This window comes from Burkholderia mayonis, assembly GCF_001523745.2.
Lineage (GTDB): Bacteria > Pseudomonadota > Gammaproteobacteria > Burkholderiales > Burkholderiaceae > Burkholderia > Burkholderia mayonis.
In genome coordinates this window covers 980,340-995,563 of sequence record NZ_CP013386.1, presented here as the reverse complement: position 1 = coordinate 995,563, position 15,224 = coordinate 980,340, and the positions used below count along the sequence as shown (strand labels likewise).

The 15,224-nt window shown below is 67.0% G+C and carries 10 protein-coding genes and 5 pseudogenes; 8 read left to right on the top strand and 7 right to left on the bottom strand.

Annotated elements, in window-relative coordinates:
* Window positions 1–112 precede the first annotated feature (112 nt).
* Window positions 113–1,372: an NADP-dependent isocitrate dehydrogenase gene (gene icd, locus WS70_RS04970; protein ID WP_059469263.1), complete on the bottom strand. Its 1,260-nt coding sequence runs from the start codon at window positions 1,370–1,372 to the stop codon at window positions 113–115.
* Window positions 1,373–1,638: 266 nt separating this feature from the next.
* Between icd and WS70_RS04965 the strand changes: the two genes are divergently transcribed.
* The 6 genes and pseudogenes from WS70_RS04965 to WS70_RS32715 all read left to right on the top strand — a co-directional run bounded on the left by WS70_RS04965 (window position 1,639) and on the right by WS70_RS32715 (window position 8,734).
* Complete coding sequence (locus WS70_RS04965) at window positions 1,639–2,217, top strand: pseudouridine synthase (RefSeq protein ID WP_059469264.1); 579 nt, start codon at window positions 1,639–1,641, stop codon at window positions 2,215–2,217.
* A gap of 263 nt (window positions 2,218–2,480) precedes the next feature.
* Window positions 2,481–2,699 carry a hypothetical protein gene (locus WS70_RS04960; RefSeq protein WP_059469265.1) on the top strand — a complete coding sequence of 73 codons (219 nt, stop codon included), beginning with the start codon at window positions 2,481–2,483 and terminating at the stop codon, window positions 2,697–2,699.
* A 189-nt stretch (window positions 2,700–2,888) separates the two neighbouring features.
* Window positions 2,889–3,398, top strand: coding sequence for a DUF192 domain-containing protein (locus WS70_RS04955; RefSeq protein WP_059469303.1), 510 nt, complete (start codon window positions 2,889–2,891; stop codon window positions 3,396–3,398).
* A gap of 247 nt (window positions 3,399–3,645) precedes the next feature.
* Window positions 3,646–5,760 (top strand): elongation factor G, encoded by a 2,115-nt coding sequence (fusA, locus tag WS70_RS04950; protein ID WP_059469266.1) that lies wholly within the window; start codon window positions 3,646–3,648, stop codon window positions 5,758–5,760.
* Between the two features lie 163 nt (window positions 5,761–5,923).
* Window positions 5,924–6,587: pseudogene (locus WS70_RS32720) on the top strand (HoxN/HupN/NixA family nickel/cobalt transporter); the annotation flags it as partial.
* A gap of 287 nt (window positions 6,588–6,874) precedes the next feature.
* A complete protein-coding gene (locus WS70_RS32715; RefSeq protein ID WP_226382834.1) occupies window positions 6,875–8,734 on the top strand; it encodes a hypothetical protein in 1,860 nt (619 codons plus the stop codon).
* 18 nt (window positions 8,735–8,752) lie between these two features.
* On the opposite strand, the pseudogene WS70_RS04930 reads toward WS70_RS32715, so the two are convergent.
* The 4 genes and pseudogenes from WS70_RS04930 to WS70_RS04915 all read right to left on the bottom strand — a co-directional run.
* Window positions 8,753–8,938, bottom strand: a pseudogene (locus tag WS70_RS04930) (aldo/keto reductase); the annotation flags it as partial.
* Window positions 8,939–8,963: 25 nt separating this feature from the next.
* Window positions 8,964–9,705, bottom strand: a pseudogene (locus tag WS70_RS04925) (IS5 family transposase).
* Between the two features lie 44 nt (window positions 9,706–9,749).
* A pseudogene (locus WS70_RS04920) lies at window positions 9,750–9,973 on the bottom strand (aldo/keto reductase); the annotation flags it as partial.
* 44 nt (window positions 9,974–10,017) lie between these two features.
* Window positions 10,018–10,863 carry an aldo/keto reductase gene (locus tag WS70_RS04915; RefSeq protein WP_059596705.1) on the bottom strand — a complete coding sequence of 282 codons (846 nt, stop codon included), beginning with the start codon at window positions 10,861–10,863 and terminating at the stop codon, window positions 10,018–10,020.
* Between the two features lie 167 nt (window positions 10,864–11,030).
* Between WS70_RS04915 and WS70_RS04910 the strand changes: the two genes are divergently transcribed.
* Window positions 11,031–11,777 carry a GntR family transcriptional regulator gene (locus WS70_RS04910; protein ID WP_059596706.1) on the top strand — a complete coding sequence of 249 codons (747 nt, stop codon included), beginning with the start codon at window positions 11,031–11,033 and terminating at the stop codon, window positions 11,775–11,777.
* A gap of 21 nt (window positions 11,778–11,798) precedes the next feature.
* Here the strand turns inward: WS70_RS04910 and WS70_RS04905 are convergent, their stop codons facing one another.
* Window positions 11,799–13,196, bottom strand: a complete 1,398-nt coding sequence (locus WS70_RS04905) for a CoA transferase (protein WP_059596707.1) — start codon at window positions 13,194–13,196, stop codon at window positions 11,799–11,801.
* A gap of 161 nt (window positions 13,197–13,357) precedes the next feature.
* On the opposite strand from WS70_RS04905, the gene WS70_RS04900 reads away from it, so the two are divergent.
* The gene (locus WS70_RS04900; protein ID WP_059596708.1) at window positions 13,358–14,701 is read left to right on the top strand and encodes a citrate/2-methylcitrate synthase; all 1,344 of its coding nucleotides are present in this window, start codon (window positions 13,358–13,360) and stop codon (window positions 14,699–14,701) included.
* Here WS70_RS04900 and WS70_RS04895 read toward each other — a convergent pair.
* Window positions 14,674–15,008, bottom strand: a pseudogene (locus WS70_RS04895) (DUF2917 domain-containing protein). The gene WS70_RS04900 and the pseudogene WS70_RS04895 overlap by 28 nt on opposite strands.
* Window positions 15,009–15,224: the final 216 nt, after the last annotated feature.

Below are 15,224 nucleotides of genomic sequence, written 5' to 3'. Positions count from 1 at the left end.
CGCAACGCTCACTGCTTCCGGTCGCTGCGCGCACACGCCGCACCAAAACGAAACACCCCGGCGGGCACGAGGCCCGACGGGGTGTCGTTCGACATCGGCCAAGCCGATGCGCTTACTGCATGTTTTCGATCAGCACCTGACCAAAGCCCGAGCACGACACTTGCGTCGCGCCTTCCATCAGGCGCGCGAAGTCGTACGTGACGCGCTTCTGCAGGATCGACTTTTCCATCGCGGCGATGATGACGTCGGCCGCTTCGGTCCAGCCGAGGTGGCGCAGCATCATTTCGGCCGACAGGATTTCCGAACCCGGATTCACGTAATCCTTGCCCGCGTACTTCGGCGCCGTGCCGTGCGTCGCTTCGAACATCGCGACCGAATCCGACAGGTTCGCGCCCGGCGCGATGCCGATGCCGCCGACTTGCGCGGCGAGCGCATCGGAGATGTAGTCGCCGTTCAGGTTCAACGTCGCGATCACGTCGTACTCGGCCGGACGCAGCAGGATCTGCTGCAGGAACGCGTCGGCGATCGAATCCTTGATGACGATCTCGTTGCCCGTCTTCGGGTTCTTCACGCGCATCCACGGGCCGCCGTCGATCAGCTCGGCGCCGAACTCCTTCTGCGCGAGCGCGTAGCCGGCGTCACGGAACAGGCCTTCCGTGAACTTCATGATGTTGCCCTTGTGCACCAGCGTGACCGACTTGCGGTCGTTGTCGATCGCGTACTGGATCGCCTTGCGCACGAGGCGCTCGGTGCCTTCCGTCGACACGGGCTTGACGCCGATCCCCGAGGTTTCCGGGAAGCGGATCTTCTTCACGCCCATCTCTTCCTGCAGGAACTTGATGACCTTCTTCGCCTGCTCCGAGCCGGCCGCCCATTCGATGCCCGCGTAGATGTCTTCCGAGTTCTCGCGGAAGATCACCATGTCGATCTTTTGCGGCTCGCGCACCGGCGACGGCACGCCCTTGAAGTACTGCACGGGACGCAGGCAGACGTACAGGTCGAGTTCCTGGCGCAGCGCGACGTTCAGCGAGCGGATGCCGCCGCCGACCGGGGTCGTGAGCGGTCCCTTGATCGACACGACGTATTCCTTCAGCACCTGCAGCGTCTCTTCCGGCAGCCACACGTCCGGACCGTAGACCTTCGTCGCCTTCTCGCCGGCGTAGATCTCCATCCAGTGGATCTTCTTCTTGCCGGCGTACGCCTTCTCGACCGCCGCGTCGACGACCTTGATCATCACCGGCGTGATGTCGAAGCCCGTGCCGTCGCCTTCGATGTAAGGAATGATCGGCTGATCGGAAACGTTGAGCGAGAAATCCTTGTTGACGGTGATCTTGTCACCGCCTTCCGGAACCTTGATGTGCTGATACGGCATGATCGACTCCAGTGATATGGCTGGGCTGGTGGATATCTGGTTTTGCGCGGTCGGGCAGCGGCGCCTGCCCGGCGCCGACAACAGCGAGCCGCTATTCTAGCGCTCCCGCGGCGCAAGGCGGCGCGAGCCTGGCGTGTCGCCCCCGCACAAGTCTTATATAAGACAAAAGACTTGCCGTTCCGTATTATGCATTAAGATTCCGCCATTTGCCATAGAACGCGGCCCGCGTTGCGCCACCCGCCACCCGCCACCCGCGAGCCTTGCCCATGCACTTCATCGCTCTCAACAAGCCGTTCGGCACGATCTGCCAGTTCTCCCCGCACGAAACCCGCGGGTCGCTCGGCGACTGGGTGAAGACGCCCGGCGTCTATCCGGCGGGCCGCCTCGACGCCGACAGCGAGGGGCTCCTCCTCCTCACCGACGACGGCGCGCTGCAGGCGAAGATCGCCGAGCCGCGCCACAAGCTCGTCAAGCGCTACTGGGCGCAAGTCGAGGGTGCGCCAGATGCGCCCGCGCTCGCGACGCTCGAGCGCGGCATCGACCTCGGCGACTACGTGACCCGCCCATGTCGCGCGCGCTTCGTCACGCCGCCCGACACGCTCTGGCCGCGCAATCCGCCGATCCGCCACCGCGCGGCGATCCCGACGACCTGGATCGAACTCGAGATCGCCGAGGGCAAGAACCGCCAGGTGCGGCGGATGACCGCATCGGTCGGCTTCCCGACGCTGCGCCTCATCCGGGTCGGCATCGGCGCAATCGACCTGTTCGCGCTCGGTCTCGCGCCCGGCGAAACCTGCGAGCTGCCGCCGCGCGCACCGTGGGAGCGCGCAAAGCGGCCCGGATGACATTTCGGTGACGCGCGAAACCGTGCGTCAACCGACTGCGAACCCGACGCGTTAAACGACGCAGATGCCACTTCCAGCTATCCGGCATTGGCAGCCGAACCGCAGGTCCGTCGTTCGAGCAACGACCCGCCGCGGAGAGGCCGCCCGCAGCGCGGCGAGATTTTTCTCGATGCGCCTGTCAACCGAAAGGTGGATGGCACGTTAGACGACATGACTCCTATGCCGGGTCATTTGGTTAATTAACTAAAGCTGAGGAACACAACATGAACAAACTGATCGCCGCTCTGGTCGCTGGTCTCTTCGCAACGGCTGCTTTCGCGCAAGCCTCGGCTCCGGCCGCCGCTTCGGCTCCGGCTGAGAAGGCTGAAGCTGCTTCGGCACCGGCTAAGAAGGCCCACGCCAAGAAGCATCACGCCAAGAAGCACCACGCAGCGAAGAAGGCTGCTAGCGAAGCCGAAGCCCCGGCTGCCGCCTCGAACTAAGCAAGCAAGTTGTAAGACGCAGTTTAGAACAACGTTGTTGCCGTTCTAACGGCGTTGCAAGGCAGATCGCCGCGAGGCGATCTGCCTTTTTCTTTTTGTCCGCCCGCTTCGCGCTGCGTGCCCGATCCGCGCGCGACGCCGCGCTTCGCGTACCATGCGGGTCTCGAATTCCCGATAGGAGCCCTTGCCGTGCGATTTTCCCTGCGCTCTTCGCTCGCCCGTCTCGCGCGAGCTACCGTCTTTCCGGTCGCGCTCGCGCTCGCCGCGGGCGGCATGCACGCCGCGTTTGCGCAGACCGCGCAACTGCCGCCCGGCGCGAAGCAGCCGAGCGAATTCCCGCGCGTCAAGCTGCGCGCCGGCATGTACGTGATCGATGCGGCCGTCGCCGCGAACGACGCCGATCGCGAGCAGGGTCTCATGTACCGCTCGCAGCTCGCGCCGAACGAAGGCATGCTGTTCGTGTTCAACGAGAACGCTGTGCATTGCTTCTGGATGAAGAACACGCTGATTCCGCTGTCGATCGCGTTCGTCCGCGCGGACGGCACGATCACCGACATCGACGAGATGAAGGCCGAGACGACCGACAACCACTGCCCGCGCAACAACGGCGTCTACGCGCTCGAAATGAGCCGCGGCTGGTTCGCCGCGAAGGGCATCAAGCCGGGGATGAAGATCGACGGACTGCCGAAGCCGCAGTGACGCCGGCGGCCGATGCGCGCCGCTCGTCCCCGCCCGAAAGCCGGCCGCGCGCCGGCTTTTTTGCGCGCGCCGTCTTCGTGCGCGGGCGGCGCGGATCGGTGCGTCGCCGACGGCAACGACTTGATTGCCGATACATCGCCCGCATCTGCAAAAGCCTCGAGCAAGCGCTATGCTTTAAGTCTCGAAAGAGCGACGGGCCGGCCGCCCCGGCCGGCCCGTTTCCGTCCAGAACCATCAGGAGGTTCACGTGCCCCGCAAAACCCCCATCGAGCGCTATCGCAACATCGGTATCAGCGCTCACATCGACGCCGGCAAAACCACGACGACCGAGCGCATCCTCTTCTATACCGGCGTGAGCCACAAGATCGGCGAGGTTCACGACGGCGCGGCCACGATGGACTGGATGGAGCAGGAGCAGGAGCGCGGCATCACGATCACGTCCGCGGCGACGACGGCGTTCTGGAAAGGCATGGCCGGCAATTATCCGGAGCATCGGATCAACATCATCGACACGCCGGGCCACGTCGACTTCACGATCGAAGTCGAGCGCTCGATGCGCGTGCTCGACGGCGCGTGCATGGTCTACGACTCGGTCGGCGGCGTGCAGCCGCAGTCCGAAACCGTATGGCGCCAGGCGAACAAGTACAAGGTGCCGCGAATCGCGTTCGTCAACAAGATGGACCGCGTCGGCGCGGATTTCTTCCGCGTGCAGCGGCAGATCGGCGAGCGCCTGAAGGGCGTCGCGGTGCCGATCCAGATTCCGATCGGCGCGGAAGAGCACTTCCAGGGCGTCGTCGACCTCGTGAAGATGAAAGCGATCATCTGGGACGACGAAAGCCAGGGCGTCAAGTTCACGTACGAGGAGATCCCCGAGAACCTGCGCGCGAGCGCCGAGGAATGGCGCGACAAGATGGTCGAGGCGGCCGCCGAGGCGAGCGAGGAATTGCTCGAAAAATACCTGACCGACCATCACTCGCTGACCGAGAACGAGATCAAGGCCGCGCTGCGCAAGCGCACGATCGCCAACGAGATCGTGCCGATGCTCTGCGGCAGCGCGTTCAAGAACAAGGGCGTGCAGGCGATGCTCGACGCCGTGATCGACTACCTGCCGTCGCCCGCCGACGTGCCCGCGATCATGGGCCACGATCTCGACGACAAGGAAGCGGAACGCCATCCGAACGACGACGAGCCGTTCTCCGCGCTCGCGTTCAAGATCATGACCGATCCGTTCGTCGGCCAGCTGATCTTCTTCCGCGTCTATTCGGGCGTCGTCGAATCGGGCGACACGGTGCTGAACCCGACAAAGGACAAGAAGGAACGGCTCGGCCGCATCCTGCAGATGCACGCGAACGAGCGCAAGGAAATCAAGGAGGTGCGCGCGGGCGACATCGCGGCCGCGGTCGGCCTGAAGGAGGCGACGACGGGCGACACGCTGTGCGACCCGGCGAAGCCGATCATCCTCGAGAAGATGGAATTTCCCGAGCCGGTGATCTCGCAGGCGGTCGAGCCGAAGACGAAGGTCGACCAGGAGAAGATGGGCCTCGCGCTCAATCGCCTCGCGCAGGAAGATCCGTCGTTCCGCGTGCAGACCGACGAGGAATCCGGACAGACGATCATCTCCGGGATGGGCGAGCTGCACCTCGAGATCATCGTCGACCGGATGAAGCGCGAGTTCGGCGTCGAGGCGACGGTCGGCAAGCCGCAGGTCGCGTATCGCGAGACGGTGCGCACCGCCGCGGAGGATGTCGAGGGCAAGTTCGTCAAGCAGTCGGGCGGCCGCGGCCAGTACGGCCATGCGGTGATCAAGCTCGAGCCGAACCCGGGCAAGGGTTATGAGTTCCTCGACGAGATCAAGGGCGGCGTGATTCCGCGCGAGTTCATCCCGGCCGTCGACAAGGGCATCCAGGAGACGCTGAAGAGCGGCGTGCTCGCCGGCTACCCGGTCGTCGACGTAAAGGTGCACCTGACGTTCGGCTCGTACCACGACGTCGACTCGAACGAAAACGCGTTCCGGATGGCCGGTTCGATAGCGTTCAAGGAAGCGATGCGCCGCGCGAAGCCGGTGCTGCTCGAACCGATGATGGCGGTCGAAGTCGAGACGCCCGAGGACTTCATGGGCAACGTGATGGGCGATCTGTCGAGCCGGCGCGGCATCGTGCAGGGGATGGAAGACATCGCGGGCGGCGGCGGCAAGCTCGTGCGCGCCGAGGTGCCGCTCGCCGAGATGTTCGGCTATTCGACGTCGCTGCGTTCGGCAACGCAGGGCCGCGCGACCTACACGATGGAGTTCAAGCATTACGCGGAAACGCCCAATAACGTGTCGGAAGCCGTCATCAACGCGAAGCAGGTCGGCCGCGGCTGAGCGGCCGCCATGCAAGGCCGCGCGGCGGCGGCATGGCGCTGCGCGGCCCATGAACGAAAGCCCGTCCGGAAACGGACGGGCTTTTTTACTGCACGCACCGCCCGGGCCTCGACGAGGTCGTGGTGAAGCTTCACGGCCGCCACCTCATGACGATCGTCGTCGCTCCGCCACGCTTGGCGTCGCGCTGGCCGCGTTTGCGCCGCGCGACCGTTTCGACACATTTCGCGACATCGGCGGCAGCTCGGCACCAGTATCCGCAACGTTCCTGCTCGTGCCGGCAGGCGTGAACCTCGCGATCCTGCTCGACGCGTGGCAGCGCATTCGCCGCGCGCCGACGATGCACACACGGCCGCCACGCATGCTTACGGCCGGCTTGTTCGCGCGCCTGGCGCGTCCGCTGTTCCGGTTCGTCTCGGCGAGCCGAAACATGTATCCGGTCGGCGTGCCGCTTGGCTCGGTTTCAATTCTGTAACCGAAATCGATCTGCTTGCGATCGCCGCTACGCAGGCGAGTCAGGGCCTGCCGCTCTTCGGGATCTTGCTGTTTCCCAAGCTATTCATGGCTGGGATGACGCTGATCGACGCGACGAAGTGCTGATGATCCACACATGCGGCTGGGCGATGGACGATCTGCCGCACAAGCCCCTTTGCAACGCGGGCATCACGCCCGTGTCCGCGCCGGTTGCGCCCGAGACCAGCGGCATCGAGACGGCCGGCGAGGGGTTCGGCGCGATCGGATACGGGATTGCCGCACCGTTCCTGGCCGGCCGGATCGCATCGATCCTGTTCCACCGCTGGCACCGTGCGGCCGACGCGCCGGCGCGCTGATTTTCCTCCTGATGTTTCATTTCAGAAACAAAACAGCTTCACCGATGTTTCAGCGCCGCACTCGCAAAGCGCTCACGCCTTGTGCGATGGGTGTGCGCGGCCGATGGCACGGTTATCGCAAAGAGAGGTTCGCACGGCGGGCCCGCGTGCCGATCCACGTTGCCGGCTGGTCGTACATCTGTCTGAACGAAATCGGCCACTGAAACAACAACGCATCTTTGGGCCCCTGGGCAACACACGCATAAAGCAGCGCGGCGACAGGGACTGCGCGCTTCGGGAGACCAATGATGCACAAAACGAAACAGCTGTTCCACGCGGCTGGACGATGCTATCGCGCGACCTTGCTGGCGGCAGCGGCAACCGCATTCGCTCACTTCTGCGGCTCGTATGCGGTTGCGCAAGAGACCCTGCCCCCAGGGCCGAGCACCGTACAGTCGCACGACGGAGCGCCATTCTCCACGCCGTTGCAAGTGGTGCAGAAAGCGACGCCGGCCGACACGCGCGACGTATCCGCCAATACGGACATCACGATGCTGCCCGCGGAACTGGCGTCGCCCTGTTCTGCTGACCCGGTGGTAGCGTGCGGATCCGTGCTTCATCTCGCCGACGGCGCGGGGGGCAACGGCGAGAGCGGAATCGGAAGCGGCGGCAGCCCGGGCAACGGCCGTGGAAGCGGTAGCGACGGAAACAATGGGGATGGCGCCGTCGGGCCTGCGGGTATCGGAGCCGGCGGAACGACTGGTTCGGCCTCCGGCGGCACGATCGGCACGGGTCGCGGCCGCGGCAACTCCACGGGCAACGCATCGGGCATCGGTAACTCCGGCAGCGGAACGTCGGGTAGTGGTGCATCAGGTGGCGGCTCTTCTGGCGGCGGCTCTTCTGGTGGCGGCTCTTCTGGCGGCGGTGCTTCTGGCGGTGGTGCTTCTGGCGGCGGCTCTTCTGGCGGCGGTGCTTCTGGCGGCGGTGCTTCTGGCGGCGGTGCTTCTGGCGGCGGTGCTTCTGGCGGCGGTGCTTCTGGCGGCGGTGCTTCTGGCGGCGGTGCTTCTGGCGGCGGTGCTTCTGGCGGCGGTGCTTCTGGCGGCGGTGCTTCTGGCGGCGGTGCTTCTGGCGGCGGTGCTTCTGGCGGCGGTGCTTCTGGCGGCGGTGCTTCTGGCGGCGGTGCTTCTGGCGGCGGTGCTTCTGGCGGCGGTGCTTCTGGCGGCGGTGCTTCTGGCGGCGGTGCTTCTGGCGGCGGTGCTTCTGGCGGCGGTGCTTCTGGCGGCGGTGCTTCTGGCGGCGGTGCTTCTGGCGGCGGCACTTCCGGTGGCAACACTTCCGGCGGCGGCACTTCCGGTGGCGGCACTTCCGGTGATGGAGGCCATGGTGGACACAGCGGCGGTAACGGCAGTGGTCACGGTAACGGCGGTCATGGCAATGGCGGCACCAACGGCAATGGCAGCGGCGGTGCTGGCAACGGTGGTGCCAATGGTGTTGGCAATGGCAACGGCAATGGCGGCACCAACGGCGGTCATGGCAACGGCGGCAGCAACGGCAACGGTAATGGCAGCGGCGGCGCCGGCAACGGTGGTGCCAATGGTGTTGGCAATGGCAACGGCAATGGCGGCACCAACGGCGGTCATGGCAACGGCGGCAGCAACGGCAACGGTAATGGCAGCGGCGGCGCCGGCAACGGTGGTGCCAATGGTGTTGGCAATGGCAACGGCAATGGCGGCACCAACGGCGGTCATGGCAACGGCGGCAGCAACGGCAACGGTAATGGCAGCGGCGGCGCCGGCAACGGTGGTGCCAACGGTGTTGGCAATGGCAACGGCAATGGCGGCACCAACGGCGGTCATGGCAACGGCGGCAGCAACGGCAACGGTAATGGCAGCGGCGGCGCCGGCAACGGTGGTGCCAATGGTGTTGGCAATGGCAACGGCAATGGCAACGGTGGTGCCAACGGTGTTGGCAATGGCAACGGCAATGGCGGCACCAACGGCGGTCATGGCAACGGCGGCAGCAACGGCAACGGTAATGGCAGTGGCGGCGCCGGCAACGGTGGTGCCAATGGTGTTGGCAATGGCAACGGCAATGGCGGCACCAACGGCGGTCATGGCAATGGCGGCAGCAACGGCAATGGCAGCGGCGGCCACGGGAACGGCCACTGATCCGTGGCGTCGCTCAGGTCAAAGCACGGCGAGCGCGCGTTTGCGGCGCGGCGGACCGAAGCGCGCATCGAGCTGTGCGCGCTCGTCATCGCTCGACACGAGATCGAGCGCGGCGCGGTTGTCGCGCACATGCTCGATCCGCGCCGCCTTCGGGGCCGCGAACACGCCAGGCTGAACGAGCACCCAGGCGAGCGTGTTGCGCAACCGTGCGAACTAGGGCGTGCTCACACTATCGAAGAGCTTCGACGATCAATGCGAAGTTGATAAAGGCGATGAACATCAGATCGAGCTTGTCAAAGCGCGAGAAGATGCGACGAAAGCCTTTCAGGCGTCGGAACAGTCGCTCGACTTCGTTTCGACGCTTGTACATTTCGCGGTCGTATTCCCAAGGCTCAACGCGTGTACGCAACGGAGGTACGACCGGGATAAAGCCGAGGTCGAGGGCGAGTTGCCGGGTTTCGTTGCCCTCGTACGCTTTAGCGGCCGGTTCGGAGGCCCCAGGCTTTCGAGCAATGCGCGCCCCTGCGGAGCATCGCCAGCCTGGCCGGGCGACAGTGCGAACGTTATGGCTGTTCGAGCATCCGCGGCAACCATATGAATCTTGGTTGTCCATCCTCCGCGAGATTTGCCGATGGCTTGTGGTCCATTTTTTTTAATGCGCCGGTCCCGTCAGGATGAACTTTGACGATGGTGCTATCCAGCGAGACCGCTTCGATCCGGATGCGGATAATCTGCGCACGCTGCAACTCCGTGAATACCCGGTCCAGCACGCCATTCCGGGACCAACGGTTCATGCGCGTGTAGATCGTGTGCCAACGGCCGAAACGCGAAGGCAAGCCGCGCCACTTGCAGCCATGCTCAGCCACATAGAGGATCGCATTGAGCACTTGCAGATTCGATAGGCTCACATTGCCCCGCTGGCGCGGCAGGCAATGTTCGATCTGTTTGAATTGAGCTTCGGAGATTTGCATCTCCGAAGCATAACCTCAAATCATCATAGTGTGAACACACCCTAGTCCAGCCGCACACGCTTCGGCAGGCGCGCGTGATCGACCGGACTATAGGGCATCACCGGCATCCGACGCGCTGCGAGCCACGGCGGCAGGTCGAATTCCGGTCCGCGCCCTGCGCGATGCTGTAGGGAATCTGGTTGGTCACGCATGGGGTGCCGCCCGCGTCGTCGACGAGTTTCTCCATGCCAGCCGTGTCGAAATTGCTCACGTCCCAGTGGCGGACACGGTGCTGCGCGACCCATGACGATCGCATCGTCGCGGCGTGCGCGGCTACAGCATTTCGAGCGGCTGCTTGCCGCGCGGCGGCTCGAAGTGCACATCGAGCCGCGCGAGCTCGCCATCGTCGAGCACGAGATCGAGCGACGCGCGATTGTCGCGCACGTGCTCGACGCTGGCCGTCTTCGGAATCGCCAGAACGTTCGGTTGCCTAAGCACCCACGCGAGCGCGACGCGCATCGGCGACACGCCGCGCTCGCGCGCGATGTCGTCGAGCGTCGTACGCTTCGGCAGCCGCATGTGATCGATCGGGCTGTACGCCATCGCCGGCATCTTGCGACGCGCGAGCCATGGCAAGAGATCGAACTCGGGGCCGCGGCGCGCGAGGTTGTAGAGAATCTGATTCGTCGCGCAGGCAACGCCGCCCGCGACGGCTGCGAGTTCCTCCATGTCGCCGACGTCGAAATTGCTGACGCCCCAATAGCGGATCTTGCCCGCGTCGCGCAGCGTCTCGAAGCCGGCAAGCGTCTCCGCGAGCGGAATCGAACCGCGCCAGTGCAGCAGATAGAGATCGATGCGGTCGGTGCGCAGGCGCTTCAGGCTCGCCTCGCACGCGGCGACGACGCCCGCGCGGCTCGCACGATGCGGCAAGACCTTGCTGACGACGAAGAGGTCGTCGCGCACGCCGGCGAGCGCTTCGCCGACGAGCGTCTCGGTCGCGCCGTCGCCGTACATCTCCGCGGTATCGATGAGCGTCATTCCGAGGTCGACGCCCTCGCGCAGCGCAGCGATCTCGGCCGCGCGCTTCGCGTGCCGCTCGCCCATTTCCCAGGTGCCCTGCCCGAGCTTCGGTATGTGTTCGCCGCCGGGCAGCGCGATGGTTTCGAGCATGCTGGTCATATCGCTCCTCGTCACGTGTTCGAGCGCGGAACGCGTCGCATGCGGCCCGCGCGTGATTCGTCAGTGTAGCGATTCGCGCGGCTTCGGGCAGCATTCAGCGCAAGCCCCGGCTATAAGCGCGGCACGCGATGTCTTAGAATGGCCGCACCGTTTTCTACCTCCACTCCATGAAGCCATCGACGGAAGACCGCTGGTCCAACCTGCGCCCCGACCCCGACAACGACACGCCGCTCTATCTGCAACTCGCACGCAAGCTCGGCGACGCGATCCACGACAACCGCTGGACCGCGGGCGAAGCGCTACCGTCGGAGCGATTGCTCGCGGAGTCGCTCGGCGTGTCGCGGATCACCGCGCGCAAGGCGATCGCGCTCCTCGTCGAACAAGGGCTCATCCGGCGCACGCAAGGCGCGGGCAACTTCATCCAGCCGCGCTATGAAGATCCGCTGTCGCGGCTGTCGAGCTTCAGCGAAATGCTGAAGCGCCGCGGCTTCACGCCGAGCTCGACGTGGATCGCGCGCGAGATCCAGCCCGCGAACCGCGACGAGGTGATCCAGCTCGGGCTGTCGCCCGCCGCGTCGGTCACGCGCCTGAAGCGCCTGCGGCTCGCGGACGGCATCGTGATGGCGGTCGAGAACTCGACGTTTCCCGCCACGATCGTTCCCGATCCGCAGGCGATCGGCGATTCGCTGTACAGCTATCTCGAGCAGCGCGGCACGCCGATCGTGCGCGCACTGCAGCACTTCCGCGCGGTCAACGCGACCGACGAGATCGCCCGGCAGATGGGCATCGCGCCGCACGACGCGCTCCTGCTCATCACGCGGATCGGCTTCACACACGATCAGCGCGCGATCGAGCTCACCGACACTTACTGTCGAAACGATTATTACGATTTCGTCGTCGAGCTGCGCAAGTAGGCCGCCGGCGGCAAGCCCGCGTCACGGCAGCCAGCGCGGCGCATCGCTGCCGAGCGGCACGGATCCGCGCGCGAAGCGCGGCGGCGTCGCCGACAGCCTCTCCGCCGGCCGCACGCCGCGCACCGCGCCGAACGGCGATGCGAGCGCGTCGTCGAGACAATCCTGCACATCGTCGAGCGTCGTGTCGGGCACGCGCTCGCCGCCTTCGACGAGACCGAACGACTGCAGCCACCGCCCCGTCTGCGCGAGCGACACGCGCACGTGCCAACTGCCGCCTTCCCGCGCGCGCCGCACGAGCGCCGTCATCGCGCCGAACGCGGCGAGATAGCCGGTCGCGTGATCGAGCGCCTGACACGGCAGATGCCTGGGCACGCGCCCGCCCGCCGCCTGCCGTTCGACCCACGCGATGCCGCTCGCCGACTGCACGAGACTGTCGAAGCCGCGCCGCGCCGCCCACGGGCCGTCGCCGCCGTATGCACACACCGATACGCAGACCATGCCCGGATGACGCCGCGCGAGATCGTGCGCGCCGAAGCCGCACGCATCGAGCGCACCCGGCCGATACGACTGCACGAACACGTCCGCTTGCGACGCGAGCGCATCGAGCGCCGCCCGGCCCGCCGCGTCGCACAGATCGACGAACGCCGAACGCTTGCCTCGGCCGTTGTCGATCACGAAAGCGGGAATGTTCGGCAGATGTGGGCCGGTGACGAGCAGCGTCTGCGCGCCGTGCGCGGCGAGCGTGCGTCCCGCGACGGGCCCTGCGATGATCCGCGTCAGATCGAGCGCGCGCGCGCCGGACAGCGGCTGCGCGGCCGCCCCCGAGCCGATTGGCCGCTGCGGCGAATCGCCGATCCGCTCGATCTCGAAGAGCGGCCGCCGCGCGAGCGCGCGCGCCTGCTCGTGCGCCTGCCATTCGTCGGGAGACCGTATCAGTGCCGCGCACAAGCCCGCATCGGCGAGCTCGGCGTCGAGCGCCTCGCCGTCCCGGCCGCGAATCGCCGCTGCGACCCGTTCGCGCTCGCCGCCGCAGCCGAACACGTCGAGCACGCCTTGCCAGTGATGCGGGAAATTCGCGTGCAACTGGATCCAGCGCGCGGCGCGCGTCTCGTAGAAGCCGGTGACGGGATGCCGCGGCTCGGGCGGCGCGCGGCCGTCGACGCGCAGATACCGTTCGCTGCGAAACGCCGCGAGCGCGTGCCGCACCGATACGCGGACGCGCTGCGCGCGCTCCGTTCGCACGCGATCGCATTCGGCGGCGGCGAGGCCCGCCGCCGCGATCGAGGCCGCCGCGAGCGTGCCGACCCGATGGACCGACGGCAGGCACGGATCGTCGCCGTCGAGATCGACGCGCTCGAGCGCGGCCGGATCGCCGCCCGCGAGATGCCACAGATGCGTCAATGCGTGCCGGGGGTTCATCGCGTCAGCCTCGTCGTGGTGAACATGCAAACGAGTCTAGAATTGCGCGCAGACGCATTCAATCCCGATTGCGAGAATCCATGCTCGACGAACGGCCGCGACGTGAACGCCCGCGCGCGTCGCATCCGGTCGTCCGGTCTTCGACACGAGGAACCGTCGCCATGTCCCGCTTGAGCGCGAACGAAGCCGCGCAACTGCTCGGCGTCAGCGTGCCGACCCTCTACGCGTATGTGAGCCGCGGTTTGCTGCAATCGCGCGCCGACGGCGCGAGCAAGCGCCGCTATTACGACGCGAACGAGGTCCGCCTTCTCGCGCGACGCCGCGCGGACGCGAAGCGCGCGGGCAACGTCGCCGAACGCACGCTCGATTGGGGCGTGCCCGTCCTCGAATCGCGGATCACGCAGGTCGCGGACGGCAAGCTCAGCTATCGCGGCCGCGATGCGATCGCGCTCGCGACGACCGCGACGCTCGAAGAAGCCGCCGCACTGCTGTGGGAACGCCCGCTCACGCGCGTGCAAGCAGCGCCCTTCGTCGCCCGATCGTTCGACGCGGCACGCTGGCGCGGCTGGCTCGATCTCTGGCGCGATCGTCCGCCGCTCGAACGCGCGCTCGCGCTGCTGCCCGTCGCCGCACCCGCGACGCTGTCAGAAGCCGGTCGCTCTTCGCCGTCGATCGCCGATGCGGCACCATTCGATGCATCGCCCGGCATGCCCGCGTCCGCGCCCGATATCGATGCCGATGTCGATGCCGCTCTCCCGCGCCGCGACGCACAACTCGACGAAGCCGCCACGCTGCTGCGCCTCGCGACGGCCGCGCTCGCGGCGAGCACGCCGTCCGCCGAGCCCGCGCATCGGCAGCTCGCCGCCGCGTGGCGCGTGAACGATCCGCGCGATGTCGACCTGCTGCGGATCGCGCTCGTGCTCTGCGCCGACCATGAGCTCAATCCGTCGACGTTCACCGTGCGCTGCATCGCGTCGACGGGCGCGCCGCTGTTCGGCGCGATCGCGGGCGGGCTCGCCGCGCTGTCCGGGCCGCGGCACGGCGGCGAGACGCTGCGCGTCGCGGCGCTCCTCGACGGCGCAGCGCGGGCACGCGATCTCAACCGCTACGTCGCCGCGCAGATCGCATCGTACGCGCACGAGCCCGACGCGCGCACGCAGCTGCCGGGCTTCGGCCATCCGCTGTATCCCGACGGCGATCCGCGCGCGACACTGCTCATCGACGCGCTCATCGAGGCGCTCGCCGCCCGCTCGGCCGCGCGTCCCGCGCTCGACGGCACGCTCGCGCTCGCCGAAGCCGTGCAAGCCGCGCTCGGCGAGAAGCCGACGATCGATTTCGCGCTCGCCGCGCTCGAACGCACGCTCGCGCTGCCGGCGGGCGCGGCATCCACGCTGTTCGCCGCGGGGCGCGTCGCGGGCTGGATCGCCCATGCGCTCGAGCAGCGCGCGGACGGCAAGCTGATCCGGCCGCGCGCGCGTTACGTCGGCGTCGACCACGCGGCGTGACTGCGGCGCCGGCGCGCCGACCACCACGCGCCGACGTGCATCGCGATCGCGCGAAAGCACGGTTGCACGCCGACGACGGCAGCCGGCGCCACTTCGATCCGCGCGCCGCCGCGTCCCGCGCCGATCCACACGCGCCATCCGCGCGGCAGCTCGAACGATTGGCCGGCCGCGAGCCGATAGTCGTCGCGGCGGCCATCGACGGCGAGCCAGGCTTCGCCCGCCGTCACGCGCAGCGTCGTGACGCGCGCGGCACGCCAGACGGCGGCGGCTCGCGACAATCGAGCATGCTGGTGCGGATTTCGCGCATCGTCCGCTCAGGTAGCCTAGATCGTTTGATGTCCCGATTATCGCGACGTACGCGCGTCGCACCCCGTGCACACTTGCGTGCGCATCGCCCCGCACCGTACCGGCGCGCGGTCGGGCACGGCCGGTCAGGCACGGCCGGGCATCGGCGGCCGCATGACCCCGCTGCACGCATCGCCGGCTTTCCCTACAATGTCGGCTGCCTGCCCCGAACGCGCCC

What these genes read in the sequence shown, in the direction of transcription:
- WS70_RS04960 (WP_059469265.1), top strand. Translation starts at nt 2,481, where the DNA reads ATGAACAAACTGATCGCCGCTCTGGTCGCTGGTCTCTTCGCAACGGCT.
- WS70_RS32715 (WP_226382834.1), top strand. Translation starts at nt 6,875, where the DNA reads ATGCACAAAACGAAACAGCTGTTCCACGCGGCTGGACGATGCTATCGC.
- WS70_RS04965 (WP_059469264.1), top strand. Translation starts at nt 1,639, where the DNA reads ATGCACTTCATCGCTCTCAACAAGCCGTTCGGCACGATCTGCCAGTTC.
- icd (WP_059469263.1), bottom strand. Translation starts at nt 1,372, where the DNA reads ATGCCGTATCAGCACATCAAGGTTCCGGAAGGCGGTGACAAGATCACC.
- WS70_RS04915 (WP_059596705.1), bottom strand. Translation starts at nt 10,863, where the DNA reads ATGACCAGCATGCTCGAAACCATCGCGCTGCCCGGCGGCGAACACATA.
- WS70_RS04910 (WP_059596706.1), top strand. Translation starts at nt 11,031, where the DNA reads ATGAAGCCATCGACGGAAGACCGCTGGTCCAACCTGCGCCCCGACCCC.
- WS70_RS04900 (WP_059596708.1), top strand. Translation starts at nt 13,358, where the DNA reads ATGTCCCGCTTGAGCGCGAACGAAGCCGCGCAACTGCTCGGCGTCAGC.
- WS70_RS04905 (WP_059596707.1), bottom strand. Translation starts at nt 13,196, where the DNA reads ATGAACCCCCGGCACGCATTGACGCATCTGTGGCATCTCGCGGGCGGC.